The 16,635-nt window shown below is 36.7% G+C and carries 16 protein-coding genes and 1 pseudogene; all 17 read right to left on the minus strand.

Annotated elements, in window-relative coordinates; genetic code table 11:
• Positions 1–67 precede the first annotated feature (67 nt).
• The 17 genes and pseudogenes from GO003_RS15580 to GO003_RS15655 all read right to left on the minus strand — a co-directional run bounded on the left by GO003_RS15580 (position 68) and on the right by GO003_RS15655 (position 16,491).
• Positions 68–1,111 carry a hypothetical protein gene (locus GO003_RS15580; RefSeq protein WP_159653026.1) on the minus strand — a complete coding sequence of 348 codons (1,044 nt, stop codon included), beginning with the start codon at positions 1,109–1,111 and terminating at the stop codon, positions 68–70.
• Between the two features lie 32 nt (positions 1,112–1,143).
• Positions 1,144–1,722: a tetratricopeptide repeat protein gene (locus tag GO003_RS15585; protein ID WP_159653025.1), complete on the minus strand. Its 579-nt coding sequence runs from the start codon at positions 1,720–1,722 to the stop codon at positions 1,144–1,146.
• A 70-nt stretch (positions 1,723–1,792) separates the two neighbouring features.
• Entirely contained in the window at positions 1,793–2,725 is a 933-nt protein-coding gene (locus GO003_RS15590) for a glycosyltransferase (RefSeq protein WP_159653024.1), read from the minus strand.
• A 5-nt stretch (positions 2,726–2,730) separates the two neighbouring features.
• Positions 2,731–3,501, minus strand: coding sequence for a polysaccharide deacetylase family protein (locus GO003_RS15595; protein WP_159653023.1), 771 nt, complete (start codon positions 3,499–3,501; stop codon positions 2,731–2,733).
• Between the two features lie 13 nt (positions 3,502–3,514).
• Positions 3,515–4,450, minus strand: a complete 936-nt coding sequence (locus GO003_RS15600; RefSeq protein ID WP_206444591.1) for a glycosyltransferase family 2 protein — start codon at positions 4,448–4,450, stop codon at positions 3,515–3,517.
• Positions 4,447–5,595: a glycosyltransferase family 4 protein gene (locus GO003_RS15605; protein WP_159653022.1), complete on the minus strand. Its 1,149-nt coding sequence runs from the start codon at positions 5,593–5,595 to the stop codon at positions 4,447–4,449. Before GO003_RS15605 ends, GO003_RS15600 begins: the two co-directional genes overlap by 4 nt.
• A gap of 2 nt (positions 5,596–5,597) precedes the next feature.
• Positions 5,598–7,517, minus strand: coding sequence for a hypothetical protein (locus GO003_RS15610; RefSeq protein ID WP_159653021.1), 1,920 nt, complete (start codon positions 7,515–7,517; stop codon positions 5,598–5,600).
• A 67-nt stretch (positions 7,518–7,584) separates the two neighbouring features.
• The gene (locus GO003_RS15615) at positions 7,585–8,475 is read right to left on the minus strand and encodes a hypothetical protein (RefSeq protein ID WP_159653020.1); all 891 of its coding nucleotides are present in this window, start codon (positions 8,473–8,475) and stop codon (positions 7,585–7,587) included.
• A gap of 84 nt (positions 8,476–8,559) precedes the next feature.
• The gene (locus GO003_RS26610) at positions 8,560–8,835 is read right to left on the minus strand and encodes a glycosyltransferase family 2 protein (protein ID WP_407942103.1); all 276 of its coding nucleotides are present in this window, start codon (positions 8,833–8,835) and stop codon (positions 8,560–8,562) included.
• Entirely contained in the window at positions 8,828–10,033 is a 1,206-nt protein-coding gene (locus tag GO003_RS15620; protein WP_159653017.1) for a glycosyltransferase family 4 protein, read from the minus strand. The genes GO003_RS26610 and GO003_RS15620 overlap by 8 nt, the downstream gene beginning before the upstream one ends.
• A 58-nt stretch (positions 10,034–10,091) precedes the next feature.
• Complete coding sequence (locus GO003_RS15625) at positions 10,092–11,060, minus strand: class I SAM-dependent methyltransferase (RefSeq protein ID WP_159653015.1); 969 nt, start codon at positions 11,058–11,060, stop codon at positions 10,092–10,094.
• The gene (locus tag GO003_RS15630; protein ID WP_159653013.1) at positions 11,057–12,292 is read right to left on the minus strand and encodes an ABC transporter ATP-binding protein; all 1,236 of its coding nucleotides are present in this window, start codon (positions 12,290–12,292) and stop codon (positions 11,057–11,059) included. The genes GO003_RS15625 and GO003_RS15630 overlap by 4 nt, the downstream gene beginning before the upstream one ends.
• A 96-nt stretch (positions 12,293–12,388) precedes the next feature.
• Positions 12,389–12,667: a DUF4351 domain-containing protein gene (locus tag GO003_RS15635; RefSeq protein WP_231089207.1), complete on the minus strand. Its 279-nt coding sequence runs from the start codon at positions 12,665–12,667 to the stop codon at positions 12,389–12,391.
• A 6-nt stretch (positions 12,668–12,673) separates the two neighbouring features.
• Positions 12,674–13,264: pseudogene (locus tag GO003_RS15640) on the minus strand (Rpn family recombination-promoting nuclease/putative transposase); the annotation flags it as partial.
• 24 nt (positions 13,265–13,288) lie between these two features.
• A complete protein-coding gene (locus tag GO003_RS15645; RefSeq protein WP_159653007.1) occupies positions 13,289–14,107 on the minus strand; it encodes an ABC transporter permease in 819 nt (272 codons plus the stop codon).
• A 174-nt stretch (positions 14,108–14,281) separates the two neighbouring features.
• Positions 14,282–15,508, minus strand: a complete 1,227-nt coding sequence (locus GO003_RS15650) for a glycosyltransferase family 4 protein (RefSeq protein WP_159653005.1) — start codon at positions 15,506–15,508, stop codon at positions 14,282–14,284.
• Between the two features lie 74 nt (positions 15,509–15,582).
• The gene (locus GO003_RS15655) at positions 15,583–16,491 is read right to left on the minus strand and encodes a methyltransferase domain-containing protein (RefSeq protein WP_159653003.1); all 909 of its coding nucleotides are present in this window, start codon (positions 16,489–16,491) and stop codon (positions 15,583–15,585) included.
• Positions 16,492–16,635: the final 144 nt, after the last annotated feature.

The following is a 16,635-nucleotide window of genomic DNA, read 5'->3' on the forward strand; positions in this document are numbered from 1 at the left end:
CTTGGAGGCTTTGAGCTTATATGCCTTTTGTATGGCTTTATTAACTACCGACGTTAAAAGAAAAGTTTTAAGCCCATCCTAAATCTCGGGATAAGCTCTTTCGAATGCCGCCTTCAGGATGAGTAAAGGTATAAATCTTCGTGTTTGCATTATCAAATAACAATTTTTCTATTTCAAATAAAAGAAAATTATCAGGTTGTTCGTTTTCTACTATATCTTTAAGTTGTGGAAAGTCGAAATACTGCAAGACCTCAAAATCCGTTTTTAATGGATTAAAATAGTTTTTATCCTGTTCGTTGGTAAGTATGTATATTTTAGAATGCTTAGGTAGAAAATCTAACAAGGTAGATCTTATTTTTTCAGGTTGGGTGTCATCATCTAGATTGGGATATAAATCTACCATTTTCAACATGTCGCCGCGCCTTACATGTATTGCACAATAGTTTTCTATCTTATTACTTACTTGAGTATAAATATCAAAAACAAGCTTAGATGGCAAAAACTTTACCGAATAATCTATAATTCCTCTAACACCATTATGAATGCCGTTAATTTCTAACCCCGTTCTATTATGTCTTATAATAAGGTCGAAGTATTCATTTTCTTTCTCCGTAATAACGTGATCACGCTCAATCCAGAGAATAGATAAATCATCATAATTGCCGATATCTTTTTCTTTAATCGCGCGAATTATAATATTATTACCAGCTGACGTATGGCTAATGTTAATGTTATCCAAATCAATATATTTGTCCCAAGTGGAATCAACGTCGATACCATAATTATGGCAACTATCGAATTCTGGTTTAAATACTATAGGCGTTCTATTTAATGAAACTGACTCTCTTATTAACCAATTCAACGCCTCACGCAAATGATTTATTCCTGGCTTTGCCTCTATATTTATAGTGAAATATTTGTTAATTTTAACTAATTCAGATTCATTTTCATCATTAAATCTGGCAGGTATTGGGTGTTTTTTATTGACAAGAGCTGTTTTAATTCTTTTTGAGTTTCTTTTTTTTACCTTAACAATTCTATATCCATTTGAATAAATTAATTCTTTTATATTTTTTTTTATAAAATCGAATATTTCCGTTACATTACTCATAAATATGACACACTATATATTAAAAATATTATCTATTTAGACTGTAACTTTTGTAATTTTCTATTAAGAGTCTTAGAATCAGGTGAATATTTAAGGCCTAATTTAAGAGTGTCCAAAGCGTCACTTTTCATATTATTTTTGATGTAATAATCCGCTAATTTAGAATAAGCCTGTGGATATTTAGGTCTTAGTTTAATTGCTTTATTGTATTCTTGAGTAGCTCCTGGTTTGCCTAGTTTAGCCATGGCTTCTGCCTTATAGAGACTGGTCGCAGCTAGTATTAAATAATAGGTCTGAGGTAGTTTTTTAGGATCGCCACTGTTTGTTTGAACATACTCAAATTCCTGTATGGCCGTACTATAATCTTTTCTTATCATGGATTTCATGCCATGACAAAAATGCTGATTATGGTGGCCAGCTGGTGATTTTACTTCCCGTCTTAAATATTTAGCATTATCTTGGTAATTACCTATTGATAAGCCCATGCAAAATGGAGGTAATTGCTGGGCTTCGCTCGCAGAAATTTCATAGGGTTCAAATGAAAAAGAAACAGAAGAATGTAATGAGATAACTAATATTAGTAATAGCTGTTTTGATGTGATTTCATTCATAATCGGTCTTTATTAAAAATTTTCAGGAAAGAAAAAGTTAGAAAAATATCCACCGGTTTTCTCATTTTAGTTAAGCCTTCTTTTTATAATAACCACAAATCATTCCATAAAAAAATGAAACGTTCATTAACTGTCGAAAAGAATTATAAATACCGTATTTAATTGATTGATGTAGATATTTATGTATGGAATTAATAAATTGAATAAAAATAAATAAAGGTATACCTGCAAATGTCCGTTTATAATTTAAAGAATCTTTTTGAGCTTGTAATTTTCCAGCATTGCTGTGAAGTGTTAGAAAAAAACCCGGTTTTAATTGGTGTTGTAAAATTTTGTGTAATACTAATGCATCAGGCTGATAGTAAAACTTGCCTCCAACATTCGCAAGTCGATTAAAAAAATCAGTTTCTTCACCTTTGAATAATTCTTCTTTTTTTAACCCGGTGCCTTTACGCCCTAGTTCAGTATCAAATAATCCAATTCTTTCAAAAACTGAACGTCGGACAGCCATATTGCCGCCAAATGGATATTCTTCATATCCATCCATAGGATGAGTTTGGCCACCAAAATCCTGATGCCCAAGGAAACCGTACATGTCAGGAGTAATCCATTTGGGTAATTTTGCCGGGCTTTCTATATGAATACGTCCTCCCACTGCATCGCAAGGATAAGTGATAAACGTTTGATAAATAGACTGAAGCCATTTTTTGCTAACTCTTATATCATCATCAATAAAAATCAAGATATTGCCTTTGGATTCTATTATTCCATTATTTCTTGCGTGCGATAACCCTTGTTTTTTCTCAAAGCTATAACGTAGTTGATAATGGCAGTTCGCCTTATATTGAGCAATAAATTCTTTTGTATGATCACTGGAATTATTGTCTATTAATAAAACTTCCCATGTAAATGCACTGCTTATTTCCTGAGCGTCAAGACAATCTAAGCAGTCTTGTAGATTGTCTGCACGATTATAAGTACAAATAATAATACTGATATCCATAACGTTTATCTCAACCTTGCTAGTAGCCTTTTAGAATAATACTGCAGAGGAAATAATAAGTTAGAATTGTTGGTTCCAAATTTTGTTTTTTGGTTTAATTTCCATGTTGAATCATTACCGTTTACTTCAAGGCGATGCAGTATTAACGGGTCTCTCTCGGCATTATTAAATCCCGAACGGGTTGAGCATGCGGTTTTAAACCCTATTTTTTCTACCAAATCCCGAGTGCTTTGGGTAAATAGTCCGTAAGGATAAGCGAAATGGGCACATTCTTTACCCAAATGATCTTCAATAGTTTTTTTGGACGCAATCAGTTCTTCTTCAACATTATCATTAGATAACTCATTTAATCGCGGATGTGAAACTGTGTGCGAACCAAAATCCATACCATGATTAGCCATTTCCTGGATTTGCGGCCAAGATAGCATTTTACGCTCAGAGAATGTTGGTACGGCCATCCATTGATTAGTCTTAGCCATAACTCCCGTCGCCAAATAAATTACAGCAGGGATTTGGTAACGTTCAAAAATAGGTAAGGCGTTTAAATAGTTGTCCTCAAACCCATCATCCAAAGTAATTAAAACGGCCTTATCGGGCAGTTGTATGTTTTGAGAATAGTAATTGCTCACTTGATTAATACTGACGGGTGTATATCCTTTTTTTAAAAGTAATTGCAGATGTTTTTCAAATTGCCTGGGTGGGCAAGCAAATCGCACTTCAGCTGCCGTTTTGGGCTCAGAAATCATGTGGTACATCAAAATAATAAAACGACTCATGAATACCTTGGGTTTAACTTTTCTCTAAGAGACGCACTACTTGTCGATATAGACCAAGTGGTAATAACGCTGGCAGTAAATATTTAAGATCGTTTATCTGCCAGGAAGATGTAAGCAGTATAGCTCGAAATAATTTTTGCGCGGATACCAAGTCTCGTTTCCAAAATGCTTCAATTGCTTGATTTAAAACCTGTCCATTGGTCAATTCACTTATCTCGGATGATTCAAGCTGACTAAAAAAAGAAGGATTTTGCGCGATAAAATCCTTTCTTACTTGCCAGGCATCTAATACCTGACGCCATTTCACAGAAGAAATTTGACCATGATTATGCCAACGATAAAATGCCAAAACTTCAGGAACAAGAACGATATTTTGTGTGACGGTAGAAATTCGTAACCAAAAGTCATAATCCATTGCGCTAAAACAGCGGGTCGAAAATCCGCAAACTTGATCGACAACCGATCTGCGAGTTAAAGCCGCATGGATAGGCCAAGGACATCCACTTAAAAATACTTCATGAATGTTGCCTTTCTCGTAGGCTGGGGGTAAATAAAGGGGGCCATCTTGTCCGTTTTCAACGATATTTTGCCAGCCACAATAACTTAAGTCAGCATTGGCTTTTATTAAAGCGTTATAGAGTTTTTCCAAACAGTTAATAGACCAATAATCATCGGCATCAAGAAAAGCAATGAAATCCCCTTTGGCATATTGTAATGCCAGATTACGTGAAGGGTAGGGGCCTTTATTATGCTGGTTTAATAATAGTAAATTTGGAAATTTTACTGCTGCTTCCTTAAGTATTGTCTGACTGTTATCAGTAGATCCGTCATCAACGACAATCAGTTCGACGTTGCCGTATGACTGCTCAAATACATTGACTACAGTTTGTTCTACATAATGCTCAGCATTATAACAAGGCATGATGACAGAGATAATTGGTCTGTTCATATGCTTTTTTCCTGTAGATAGAAAGGCAGGGCTTTTTCAACCACTTTATGCCAAGTAAATTGTTTGGCAAAAGCTCTGCAAGCTTGATTATTAAAGCTAATTTGGCCATTAAGAAAGCTTTGCAAAGCATTTTTGATATTGTCGACAGTGGGATCGTCAACAAAGAAGCCACTTTCTCCATCGCTAATAGCCTCAATTGCACCTGCTTGTCGCGTTGCTAACGAAGGTGTGCCGCAGGCAGCCGCTTCCAGATAAACGATGCCAAAGCCTTCGTGGCTATCTGACAAAGTTGATGACGGCAAGACAAATAAATCCGCTTGATGCATAGCCTCGATTACCTGCTCTGTTGGCTGTCGGCCCATAAAGTTGATCTTGTTTTCAAGGTTCAGATTATTTACCAGAGCTTCAAGTTGTTGCCTATAAGTACCGTCCCCAATAATTGTATAACGAAAATCAGTGCTAGGATTTAACTGCGACAATGCCTCGATAACTCTGTCGACATTTTTTCTGGGTTCTGACAGACGAGAAACGGTTAGCAACTGAGGTATAGGGTTTTTCTTTGAAGTTAGTAACGATGATAAAAAGATGTCTCCGACACCAACTTGTGCAACCAATGTTTTGCCATTACATTCAGGAAAATTTGTTAAAAACACCTGTTTAGTATACTGACTATTAGCAAGAATAATGCGCGATTTAGGCAAAGCTCTGCGCATAAAAAGTGGTGTTAAACACTTGCCTAGCCAGCGATCGAATGGGTCTAAAATGCTTGAACAACGCCAGAGCGGACCCCAGTTAGCCAAGGCAGGTGTACCAGTCAAAGGATATGGATTTAGAAAATCATTTCCATGTATGGAAACCGCTACTGGTTTATCGGTTTCCAGTGACAGCCAACTGTGAGCGGCATTCATGACATGCCAGGCATCAACCTCATAATGCTTCAAAACATTCCGATCTAGTCGTCTACAAAATTTTAAAACCGGATATAAAGTAATGCCATGTCTTAATAAATCAATCTGGTGTTGAGTATGCACAAATACACTGACCTGGTGCCCTGATTTTACTAGTGTTTGAGCAAACTCAACTGCATACGTTTCAACGCCGCCAATATCTGGGGGGAACTCAGAAGTAACAATACCGATGTGCATAATTAGCCTTGATGATTTTGATGAATACCCATAATCCAATCGCGATTATTTACAATCAATGCTCTATTGCTCAGCTTTTTTCCTTTAGAGTCGAGCCAAGTGAGGCCGAAATCAGGTTTCGATGTCCAAGCAACGGTTACAGGAGAATCACTTGAATTCACCATAATAAATTCTTTATTCTGACCAACAGATAAATTAGCCATGAGTAATTCCGGATTATCTGTTAATGGCATGCTAACCTGTTGATCATAATGCATTGCTTCACCATTGGTGCCCAGCAGTGAAGGTGAAAGGCCAAAATCAAGATCATGACATTCCAAAATGGCTTCAGCCAGCCACTGACGATACTTGATATCAGGTTTAGCTAAACACCGGTAATAAAGGGCTTCAGACCAAAATCCGACAGAATAACGTTTATCGGGCGTTAACTCTCGATAACGTTTGATCAGACCACTCGTTTGCGTAAATTCCATGGCTTTATCCAGAATGATTTCGTCAAAAGCTTGAGGAAAAGAATAAGCATGTCTAGCTAAATCCATCAGATTAATGGTTTGATAGTCAATCGCCCAGGTCCGTAGAGATAATTCTCTATCTATATAGCCATTTGGCATGGCCAGTCTGGGGAACTTTGCCTTAATATCAGGTACTTTTTTTATTAAATAATCCGAAGCAAATCGTTTTATTGCACGAAGGGCTAAGGGTAATCGCATAGCCTGTTCCGTCGGCAACATAGTCAATCCAATTGCCCAAAAAAGTGGTTTGTAAAGCCATTCCGCTTTTTTTAATGACAATACGACTTTGGTACTGTTTAAAGCGGATACAATCAATTCATCAAACTGGTGATCTTTTGTTAACTGAGCATAACGATTCATTGCAATGGTGGAATCCAAATGAGTATTTAATACCAGCATGTTGGAGATCCGCTTACCCAACGTTGTATTAGGTATCCATTTAAACGGCCCCTTATCCATCGCCTCTTTGCTTAATTCCAGGGAATCATGTAAAAACCAAGCACCACACGATAATTGATCGGTTGTTTTTGATAAAAATACAACCGCTTTTTCTAGCGCTACTTTCACATTGGGACAGCCAGTTCTGGCGTATTCATCCATCAATAGATGCACACCACTGGTATGAAGACGGTAATGGCATTCTGAACTATCCGTCCACATGCCGTGATACCAGCCGCCATCCTCAGCTTGACGCTGCACGATTGACAGAACCAGTTGCAGCTGAAAATGCCTATAAATTGCTTTGCCAGTTGCTTTTTCTAGCCCTGAATAAACTGTATAGAGGGCATGGGCCTCATTTTCGGAAAAGCACTTTTTGTTATTTGGCCAGGAATAACGAAGATCATATACGTAGCCATTAATTAAATGGCGGTATAAATCAGCGGGTTTATTAATGCTTTTGTGGGAGCCCCATAGAAAACAGTTTTGTAACTCAAAAGAGTCGTCTTTACTTATCCGCTTATCAAAAAAATCAGATGAGCGATTTGGGAAACGCCAAATAATTAAGTCAAGGCATCCGTTATTAGAAGCTTTTAATTTAAAGACCCCATTCTGCTCATTCCATGAGAAACTGAGTAAAGACGATGTATGTTCAGATAAAATTTGGCTATCTGAATTAATGCAACGCTCAATGGGTGGGAGAGGTACCCACAGTTGGGGGTGCTGGGGATCAAATGGCTTGCCCAAATAACCGCCGTAGTCTGTTTGTTCAAACGTATAGGCGTGCTCACATACTAAGCTGATTGTCGCGTTAGTTGGGATTCGGATAAAAAGCGATTCAACCTCATTAAAGCGATCAATCAAAAAATGTCCATTATCAGTCTCGAAAATTAATCTTTTTGCCCGATCAATTTCTATGGCTTCAATAAGATCAGCAGGATTAAATAAGTCTGTGAGGTTCAATGTGGTCATTGCATTTTAGATTTTCTATAATCATTAACAATTTTATGGGTTAAGAATACATTGATTAAACAATCAATTAGGTGCGGGAGGCGCCAGGATTATAATAATCAAGTGATTCCGCGTTAAGTAATTTTTGTAAGTATTCCCCTTTTCGCATGTTGGGAAAACGTTGGAGTGTTTCGAGTTTACCATCAAAATTTGGTGAAATATAACGTGGATGGGTCGGTTCTCGTTGGTCATTAGCAGTGCCACGAGCCGGCCAATGCTGAGAAAAAAGAGTTAACTTCTCAGTAACGTACCTGTTGAATGGATGAATGGGCTCGCGCTCTTTCATTCGTAATATATTTTTTTCTGTAAATTTTTTTAAAAAATTACGATAAAGCGCTTGTTCCAGATCAATGCCTGGAATCGGTTCGCAAGACAAAAAACAGTCTATTACCTCCTGTTTAGCCCTTATAATAAAAAATTGGGTTGCAAGACTATCTCTGCAAGCTAGTTGATATGTAAACCCAAATTTGCGCCCTGTCGCAGCGACCAATTGTTGCAGTTTTAATTTTAAGCTTGGTTTTTTTAAATATTTAAACGCGAGTAAATCTTCGTCCCAGGCAGATGTGCATATCATCAAGTCTTTATTTTGCTCCATCTTTGTAATCAAATTATAAATGACATGTTCATTCATAATCCATGTGTCACCCTCCAAATGAATAATATATTCCGGCGAAAACGTACTCTGGGCTAATTTAAGCGATTGGTTTAATAAATCTAGAGCACCATATTGCAAAGATAATGGCTCTCGCGCTAAAAAAACATCCTCTATATGTTTTTGATAAGCTTTACTCGAACAAGTGTGCACAATTGGAAGGGGCCTTTTATAATTTAGCTTTATTATTTCTTGATTGATTCGCGCGCAGTCAATTCGGTCATAGGTGGTCATGCAAACAACTGTTTTTGTGTGTATTTTTTCCATGGAAAAACTTAAACTAATTTTTATTAAAACGCCATAAGAAATATCGATTTAAAAAAGATTGGATTTTTACTTTAATTCTTTCTTTTAATAGAGTTGGTTGTATCGATAACTAGCTGGTGATATTCCAGTGTTATAATCGCATGCAGGTCCTTTATTATTTTGGCACATGTAAAAAAACTGATCACCGTAACGATTAATGATATTTTCCGTTTCATCATTAGAGTCATCATCTACAATGATTATTTCAAGCGCAGGAAATGTTTGTACTAATGTGCTGTCAATAGCTTGTTTAATATATTTCTGGCCGTTATAAGTCGGGATTATAACGCTAATAGAAGGTCTCATTGCTAAATTAAGCATTAGATGAAATAGAAAGGCGCCATAAAATATTACGGTTTATAAATCGTTTTATAGATAAATATACCCACTTGGAAAAGCTTAGCTTCTTTGTTTTTAAAGTATATAAATTATTAATGGTATTATTTATTACTGTTTCAATAGCATTATACGAATAATTGTCTTTGATAAATTGCCAGCCATTTTCTGATATTCTTTTGTAAGCCTCATTGTCATTAATTAATTTAAGAATTTCATTGACAAACTCATCAGGTTTATTGGCTAACAAATAATGTATATCGGGTTTTATTCCAAAACCCTCTGCACCAAAGTCCGTTGTTACGATCGGCGTGCTAAAACTTAAAGCTTCACCAACTTTCCCCTTCATGCCGCCACCATAACGTAGCGGTGCAATAACAATATCTGCATTTCTATAGTAGGGCACTAAGTCAGGTACATAGCCAAATATAGTAATATCATTTTTTGCAAGATCTAGTACTTCTTGTGAAGGTGAGCTGCCGACTATATTTAAGTGTATATCGGGATATTTATTGCGTAATAAAGGCATTACCTCGGTACAAAAGAAACAAACAGCATCTACGTTAGGCGAATGTTTAAAATAGCCAACAAAAAGTAAGTTAATCTTTTTGCCTGGTACTTTGACAATAAAGTCAGGTATATTATGGATATTTGGAATGACACTAATTTTAATTTCCGGGCAAGTTTCGCTAATTAACTTTTTGTCAGCTTCAGTGACTGCAATTACCATATCAGCATTTTTATAAGCTTGTAATTCTTCTTTTTTGATATTTTCAGCAAGAATGAAGTCTTCTTTTAATTGTGTTAGTTTAGCTTTCGCCTCCAAACGATTAAAATGCACATCCACCGAATCTATTATTATATAAGCATTTGGATGGTGAAAGCGTACTAAATCAATCAAGCCATCAGTTGAATCATAAAATTCGAACCATACAACATCAAATTGTGATTCTCTTATAATGTCAATGCAGTTTGTGGATACAGTAATGGATAAGTTTTCTAATTGATTAATATATGTTTTATAAGCTTCATCGCCTAATGTTACTTTTTGATGCTCTGATGAATACGTTGCGATAGTTATATCGTTATTTTTTGCCAGTACTTTTAAAATGGTAAAAAAACGCAGGTCGCCTGAGGCTCTATCTGGCATTGGAAGTTGGCTAGAAATTATTATTATTTTCATAATTAGCGCGTAATTTATTATCAATTATATTACTTTTAAACATCCTAATAATAGGAATTTATTCCTTTTTTAGCCATATACTTCCTGGTATGGTAGTCTTATTAGTTGGGTTAGTTAAACATAAAGGTATATTAGCTAAAACCTCATCTTTATGTATAACTTCCATATAATTATTGAAGTAAACTATTTTGAAACTATCATTATACTCAAGAAAAGAACGTAATAAGTATATTTCATTCCATGATCTACCTTCCAACATCCAAGATAAAGGGTATTCAAAGGGAAAGAAAATATCATGTATGTGTATATGAACACCTGGTTTCAATCTTGGGAAAACTTCAAAAAAAAGAAAATTTACATCACTGCCTGTTTTACATACATGGCTAGAATCAATAAAAAGAATGTCGTTTTTTTCAAGAGACTCGAATGTTTTTAATGATATGTCCTGTACTATTGACTGACAAATATTTATTTTCTGATTATTCAAATCTGAAGGCTTTAGAAGCCCAAGCAGGCGCTCAGGAAATGGTTCTATAAATGTAAATTCAGGTAATTCTTTGAAGAATAGTTCAGCTGTGTCAAGTGCCGCACAAGATGAGAATCCAGATCCTACTTCGATGAATTTCTTTGGTTTTAGATATCTCATCATTGAATATAAGCATACCCCATCTGAGTAAGCATAAAAATCATTGTCTAAATAGTATCGGTAGTTATCTGTTGAGTATTTCTTAAAAGGAAATTCTGAGTAAAATTCAGCAAAATTAGAGAGCAAATCTAATTGGTCATTTTCATTTAAATTAATACTCAATGGTATTGAATCTGTTTTACTAAAAACTTCCTTTTGACATTGATTAATCAAATCAATGTCAGGTAAGGGGGAATAAAAATGACCAGGTGGAACAAACCCTTTTTTCCATACATTAAGATCAATCGTTAATTTATTATTTAATTGAAAAAGTTTATCACGCTCTTCGATAATTTCTTTTAAGTATGGGAGATTTTTAATAAAGTTTTTAAAATGGTTCATAATTCTTTTACTATAAAATGATTGTCCAGTTTCCAAGTTCCGTTTAAATACAAAAGCCCCCGTTCACTTTGACGAGTTATTTCATATTCTTCTGAATAAATAACAAAAGGATGAATTCCTTCCTCGTGATAATACGCAAAGCCTTCAGAATTGCCAATCCATACTAAAAAACTAAATGATCCAGGTAATAAAGTTAAGCGCTCAATATTTAGCTCAACTTTATGTTCACCGGGCTCTATATTAACAGCATTATAGGCAGTGTTGTTTGCTGTAATATATACAAAGTCTGTTGAATGGATTCCAAAGTAAAATGTAATGTTTTTTAAAAAGATAGTTGTTTTAAATGTTACTTGAAATCGACAAGAAGAAAGGCAGCGAATTTTTTCAACTTCATTGCCTATTTCATCAAATAAGGCTGTTTTTATGTTGGTTAATTCATCAGGCTTTTGGTGACAAATTGCACGCTTTGACGCTTGGGTTTTTATTTGTTCATTACTTTTGCAAATAAATTCATTTACTATCGTTGAAGGACTTCCATCAGACATAATTCTTCCATGGTCAAGCCAAATGAGTCTTTCGCAAATACGTTCCATTTGCCTAATATTGTGACTAACTATTAAAACAGTTTTACCTTGTTTTTTAATCAATCTCTCCATCCTATCAAAACACTTCCGCTGAAATGCTAAATCACCGACAGAGAGCACTTCATCAATAATCAAAATGTCCGCATCCATGCTGGTCGCAATGGAAAAACCGAGTTTAACCGTCATGCCTGAGCTATAGCGCTTTACAGGTGTATCAATAAATTGTTCCAATTCCGAAAACTCAATAATTTCATCCAATTTTTGTTGGATAATTTTTTTTGGTATCCCAAGTATGGCACCATTTAAAAATATATTTTCCCGTCCGCTAAGCTCCGGATTTACCCCCGCGCCCACTTCGATCAATGGCGCGATACTGCCACGCACAATGACTTTTCCTGCAGTTGGTTTACTGATGTTGGCCAAGTGTTTCAGCAAGGTGCTTTTTCCTGCGCCGTTATGACCAATAATGCCAACTACTTCGCCTTCCTCAATAAAAAAATTAACATCATCAAGCGCTTTAAAACGCTCTCGCTCTTGTACGGGGCGAAATGTCAGATGTCTTAAAGCGTTTAACGCAGTTTCTTTCAGGCTGGTCAAGTGGCCGAGCTGATACTCTTTGGTCAGATGATTAACTTCTATAATCGGCATGGTTTATTAGCTATTGAGTGTTTTGGCATATGGGTAGATAAACGTAGAGATTGAGCCTAACCTCATGGCATCAGATACTGGTTACGTTCAATAAAATTAAGCGTTTAGATGCTTTGTTAGCCAGTCTTCCAGATCATTGGTTTTTTTTATTTCGAACAGATGGTCGGCCCGGCTTTCAAGTTGTTCGTTATTTAGTTGTTTAATGCTGTCAATTGTTTGAGCAGAAAGTGTGCCGAACAATCGCTTGAAATGGCGTATCAGGATCTTAGCTTCGCCTTCGTGCAGTCCATCTCGCCTGCCTTCTTGTAAGCCTTCAGCGAAGACATCTTGGTAAAAACGTGATTGTTTAAGTTCTATATCGTTGTAGCCTAACATTTTTTGTATCTCCTCTCGGCTGAGACTGGGTAATTTATAAACAAGAATCGTTTCTACCCATTCTAGCCAATGCGCTACGGTTTGTTGATCGATTTGAATTTTAATACGGTTTACTAGGTTTTGGGCAGCACTTACGGCTTGTTCTGCATCGATCACTATTATTCATATTAATTGCAGCCCGATTCGCTCTTCGGGTGGATTAGAAAAATCTTCTAAATAGATGCGTTTGATGCTATTGCTTTCGAGTAAGCTTGCATAATGCAAGCTGCCATCCGTTTCTATTTGGCGAGCCGGATAAATAACGACTGCTTGCCAGGGGTGCTGGGGTTTGTTCTGATGGAGAAAGAAAAAAATCTCACAAAAGAAACGGCTGTAAAAATACGGATCACGTTGGAATTGTACCTCTACGAAAATAAACGGCAACTCGTTCTTTTCAACAGGTGGCGTCATAATGCCGTCGAGGCGAAAAGCGGTCTGTTTGATTTCTTCGGAACGGAAGTCATACTTCTGAGTACTATCAAAGTCCAGTCCTGCCAACTCCAATAACAGTTCTGGCGCATTTTTAAAGAGCCGGTAAAAGAGACTGTCTGTTCTCATCTTTCGAAAACAATGCTCGTGTTGTCAAATAACATCTGCAAACCAGTTTTCCGCGCGTTTAAAATACCAGTAGCTAAAAGGCAGAATGACGAGGGTCAGGATGGCGCCGGGATACAATGCATCGAAATCAGGTGGCAGGCCTTTGAGCATGACGTTTTGAAATGCGTCAATTATCCCTGCCATGGGATTCAATGTGTAAAGCGTATAAAGTCTTTCAGACCATTCCCCAGCGGCTTGCTCTACGATCAGTTTTTTGTGTACAAGGCTAAGCGGGTAAATAACGGGTGAGCCGTACATTAAAAGCGAAAGTGCAACAGGTAAAGCCTGGGATACATCGCGGTAATAAACATTTAACGCGGCTCCGAAAAAACTGATCGTCAGCGCTACGATCATTGTGTAAAAGATAATGGCAGGTACCCAAAAAGCATAAATAGTTGGCATCATCTTATAATAGACCATCATGCCGGCCAGTATTACGAAACTAATAGCCAATTCGACTAACTTGGTAACCATGGCTGTCAGAGGGAATACTTCACGAGGAAAGTAGATTTTTTTTATTAATGCGGCATTCGAAGTGACGCTGTTGACGCCTTCGGACGCTGATTCCTGAAAGAATACCCAAGGGAGCAAGGCTGCAAAAGTAAGGATAGGGTAGGGCACCTCACCGCTCTCGATGCCGACAAAACTTCTGACTAAAGTAAAAATTAGCATCAGCATGACGGGTTTGAGCACTGCCCACAAAATACCAAGATAGGCTTGCTTGTAGCGGATGACTATATTCTTCCAGGCAAGAGCAGAGATGAGTTCTCGGTATTTAAATAAATTTTTTGTAAAAGTGATCATTGTTTAATCAGAGCTTAAATTTTAAGACAGGATTAGCTGTTTAATTACAGAGTGTTATGTTAGATAAAAAAGATCTTTCGATTATGTTTTTTTCTCTATTCCAAGTTACTAAAGTTGAGCATGATTGAACTAAATGATCTATATGGAATGGCATGGAATTATGGAGTCGTTTAATTAGTAAAGCATGCGCTCGTATAAAACTTGAATTTTGTTAGCGTGTGTTTCTACTGAAAAAGTCTTTAGCGCATGTGCGCGGGCGTTTCTCCCCATTGTCAGACGAAGTTCTTTGCTTTGATAGTATTTCTCTATTTCCGCAGCCAATGAAAGCGCGTCTTGTGGTGTAAAAAGGAGCCCTGTTTTATTGTGTTCCATCATTTCGGCCGCACCTCCATGGTTAGGTCCGATTAGCGGTCTGCCCATCGCCATGCATTCGATAACCATAGTCCCGAGTGGTTCGGGGCTGGTTGAGGCTGACACGACTACATCCAAGCCGTTATAAACGGGCTCCATTTGTGATAAATGTCCTGTTAAGATAATAATATTTTCAAGTCTTTCGTTTATTACCCGTTTCCGTAAAGCTATTTCGTAAGGTTTGCATTCATCTGGAGTTCCGCCAATAATCATCATTTTTAAGTTAGGTATTTTGTCCCTTAAAGTTTTTGCAGCATCCAGAAAAATCTCCTGGCCTTTCCAGGGAATCAAGAGTCCGATGAGACCTACAGAAAAATCGTTTTCATCAATATTAAATATTTTTCTAAATTCGTGAGGATTAGCGTTGAAATTCAGTTTTTCGAGTTCGATACCATCGTATATGACGTCTATTTTTTCAGCAGGCACTTGGAGTTTATTTGACATACTTTTGGCAACCCAGTGCGATACTGATATGAAGTGGTTGGGTAAAGTATAGGTCCATTTCATTAGGTGAGACCCATCTTGATCGCCACGCACATGACACACCGTAGGAATTTTTAAAACCTTTCCGACAATTAGGGCGGCACGATTGCATAAAGGCTCATTATTGGCATGAATTAAATCAGCTTTAAAGCGCCAAGCAGTCCAGAGCAGTCTGATAAAAAACGGCAAAAAGTTAGCGATATCATCGGTTCTAGCTAGTATTTGGTCAATTGCAACACGTAATCCAGGAATTTTATTGAGCCATTTAATATGATCAAATTTTCGGTTTGCACCCACCACATTTACATATCGATCGGGTATGTGCCGCCAAAGGGCCTCTTGTGCTATTTCTTTATAGTGGGCGCCAGTTTTGCCTGTAACAACCATCGGGGTAAATTTACTTCGGTCCAGATTTCTAATTAAATGTCGCAAGCAGATGATCGCACCACCGTAGCCGATGCCATTTTCAACATATAAAATACGTTTTTGAGCAGGAAGGGGGGGCATATATTTTATAAAAAGTAGTATTTGTTTATGTGGTGTTGGGCAATATTAGATTTGATACTGATTTTTTGTCACTGCTATTTTTTTAACACTACCCAGAAACTAAGGCATTTTAAATCTTTAGTTCTGATATCTCTAAATTTGTGATTAAGCTTAGGTCTTATTTGATCTACGACAATATCTTCACATTCTTCCACAACATCTAATCGTTCAATTTTAAAAGCTGTTGACTCTATTATTTCTTTGTATTTATTGAGTCGATATCTGTTTGGAACGCCTTTGTTGCAATACATAACAGCCCAAAGATAATCAGGCCATTTCAGAAAATCGAGTGGGTTATCCTGATGTAAACCGTGACTTTTCAAATCTACTTTGTGTAGAGCAATTCCAGATGTTCTTAATGCACGATACATGTCATCAAATGTAGACCTTAAATTATTAACATGTTCTAAAACGGCTCGTGAATAAACAAAATCGATTGTATTGTTCAGATTAGACAGGCCTTTTTTTGTGATCAAATATTCAATACATTCAGTTCGAAAACCTGAAGAAGGTTCGCCAAATTTATTGAAGCTTTCTTTAGCTCGATGCTGCTCATCTGGTGATAGTTTTTCAATGATCGAATTAATCGTTTTTATATTAAATTCAGAAAGGGACAGAAGGGGAAATCTGTCAACACAAAAAACTTTTTTGGCGCCTTTAGCGTAAAAGATTAATGCTAAGCCAGGAAGATCTCCGGGGCCATATTCCAATAACAGTTTATTTTTAAGGTAATCATTTATATATTGTTCTGAAATATTAAGATATTGCAAATAGTCGCTATAGCAGTCAAAAAAATATTCTGAAACATCTCCAAAGTGCTCTTCCTTTAATCCTCTGCCCGTTTCATTCGTAAAGCGCACGTAAGAATAGGGTGCTAATCCAGCAAAAATATTTGTTGCAATGGCTTTGCTGATGCGAATAACGTCTGATATGGTATTTGGCATATTTACTTAGCGATAACCTATTTTTATATGAAGCTCAATTGGCTTTCAGTGTTTTAGTCATTATATGGTTTACATTGATGTACGACATGCTTTACGTATTTTTCAGCTCTTGCCTAATGGGTATAAGACTGCAACTTCATCACT

It is taken from the genome of Methylicorpusculum oleiharenae, from assembly GCF_009828925.2.
GTDB classification, from domain to species: Bacteria; Pseudomonadota; Gammaproteobacteria; order Methylococcales; family Methylomonadaceae; genus Methylicorpusculum; species Methylicorpusculum oleiharenae.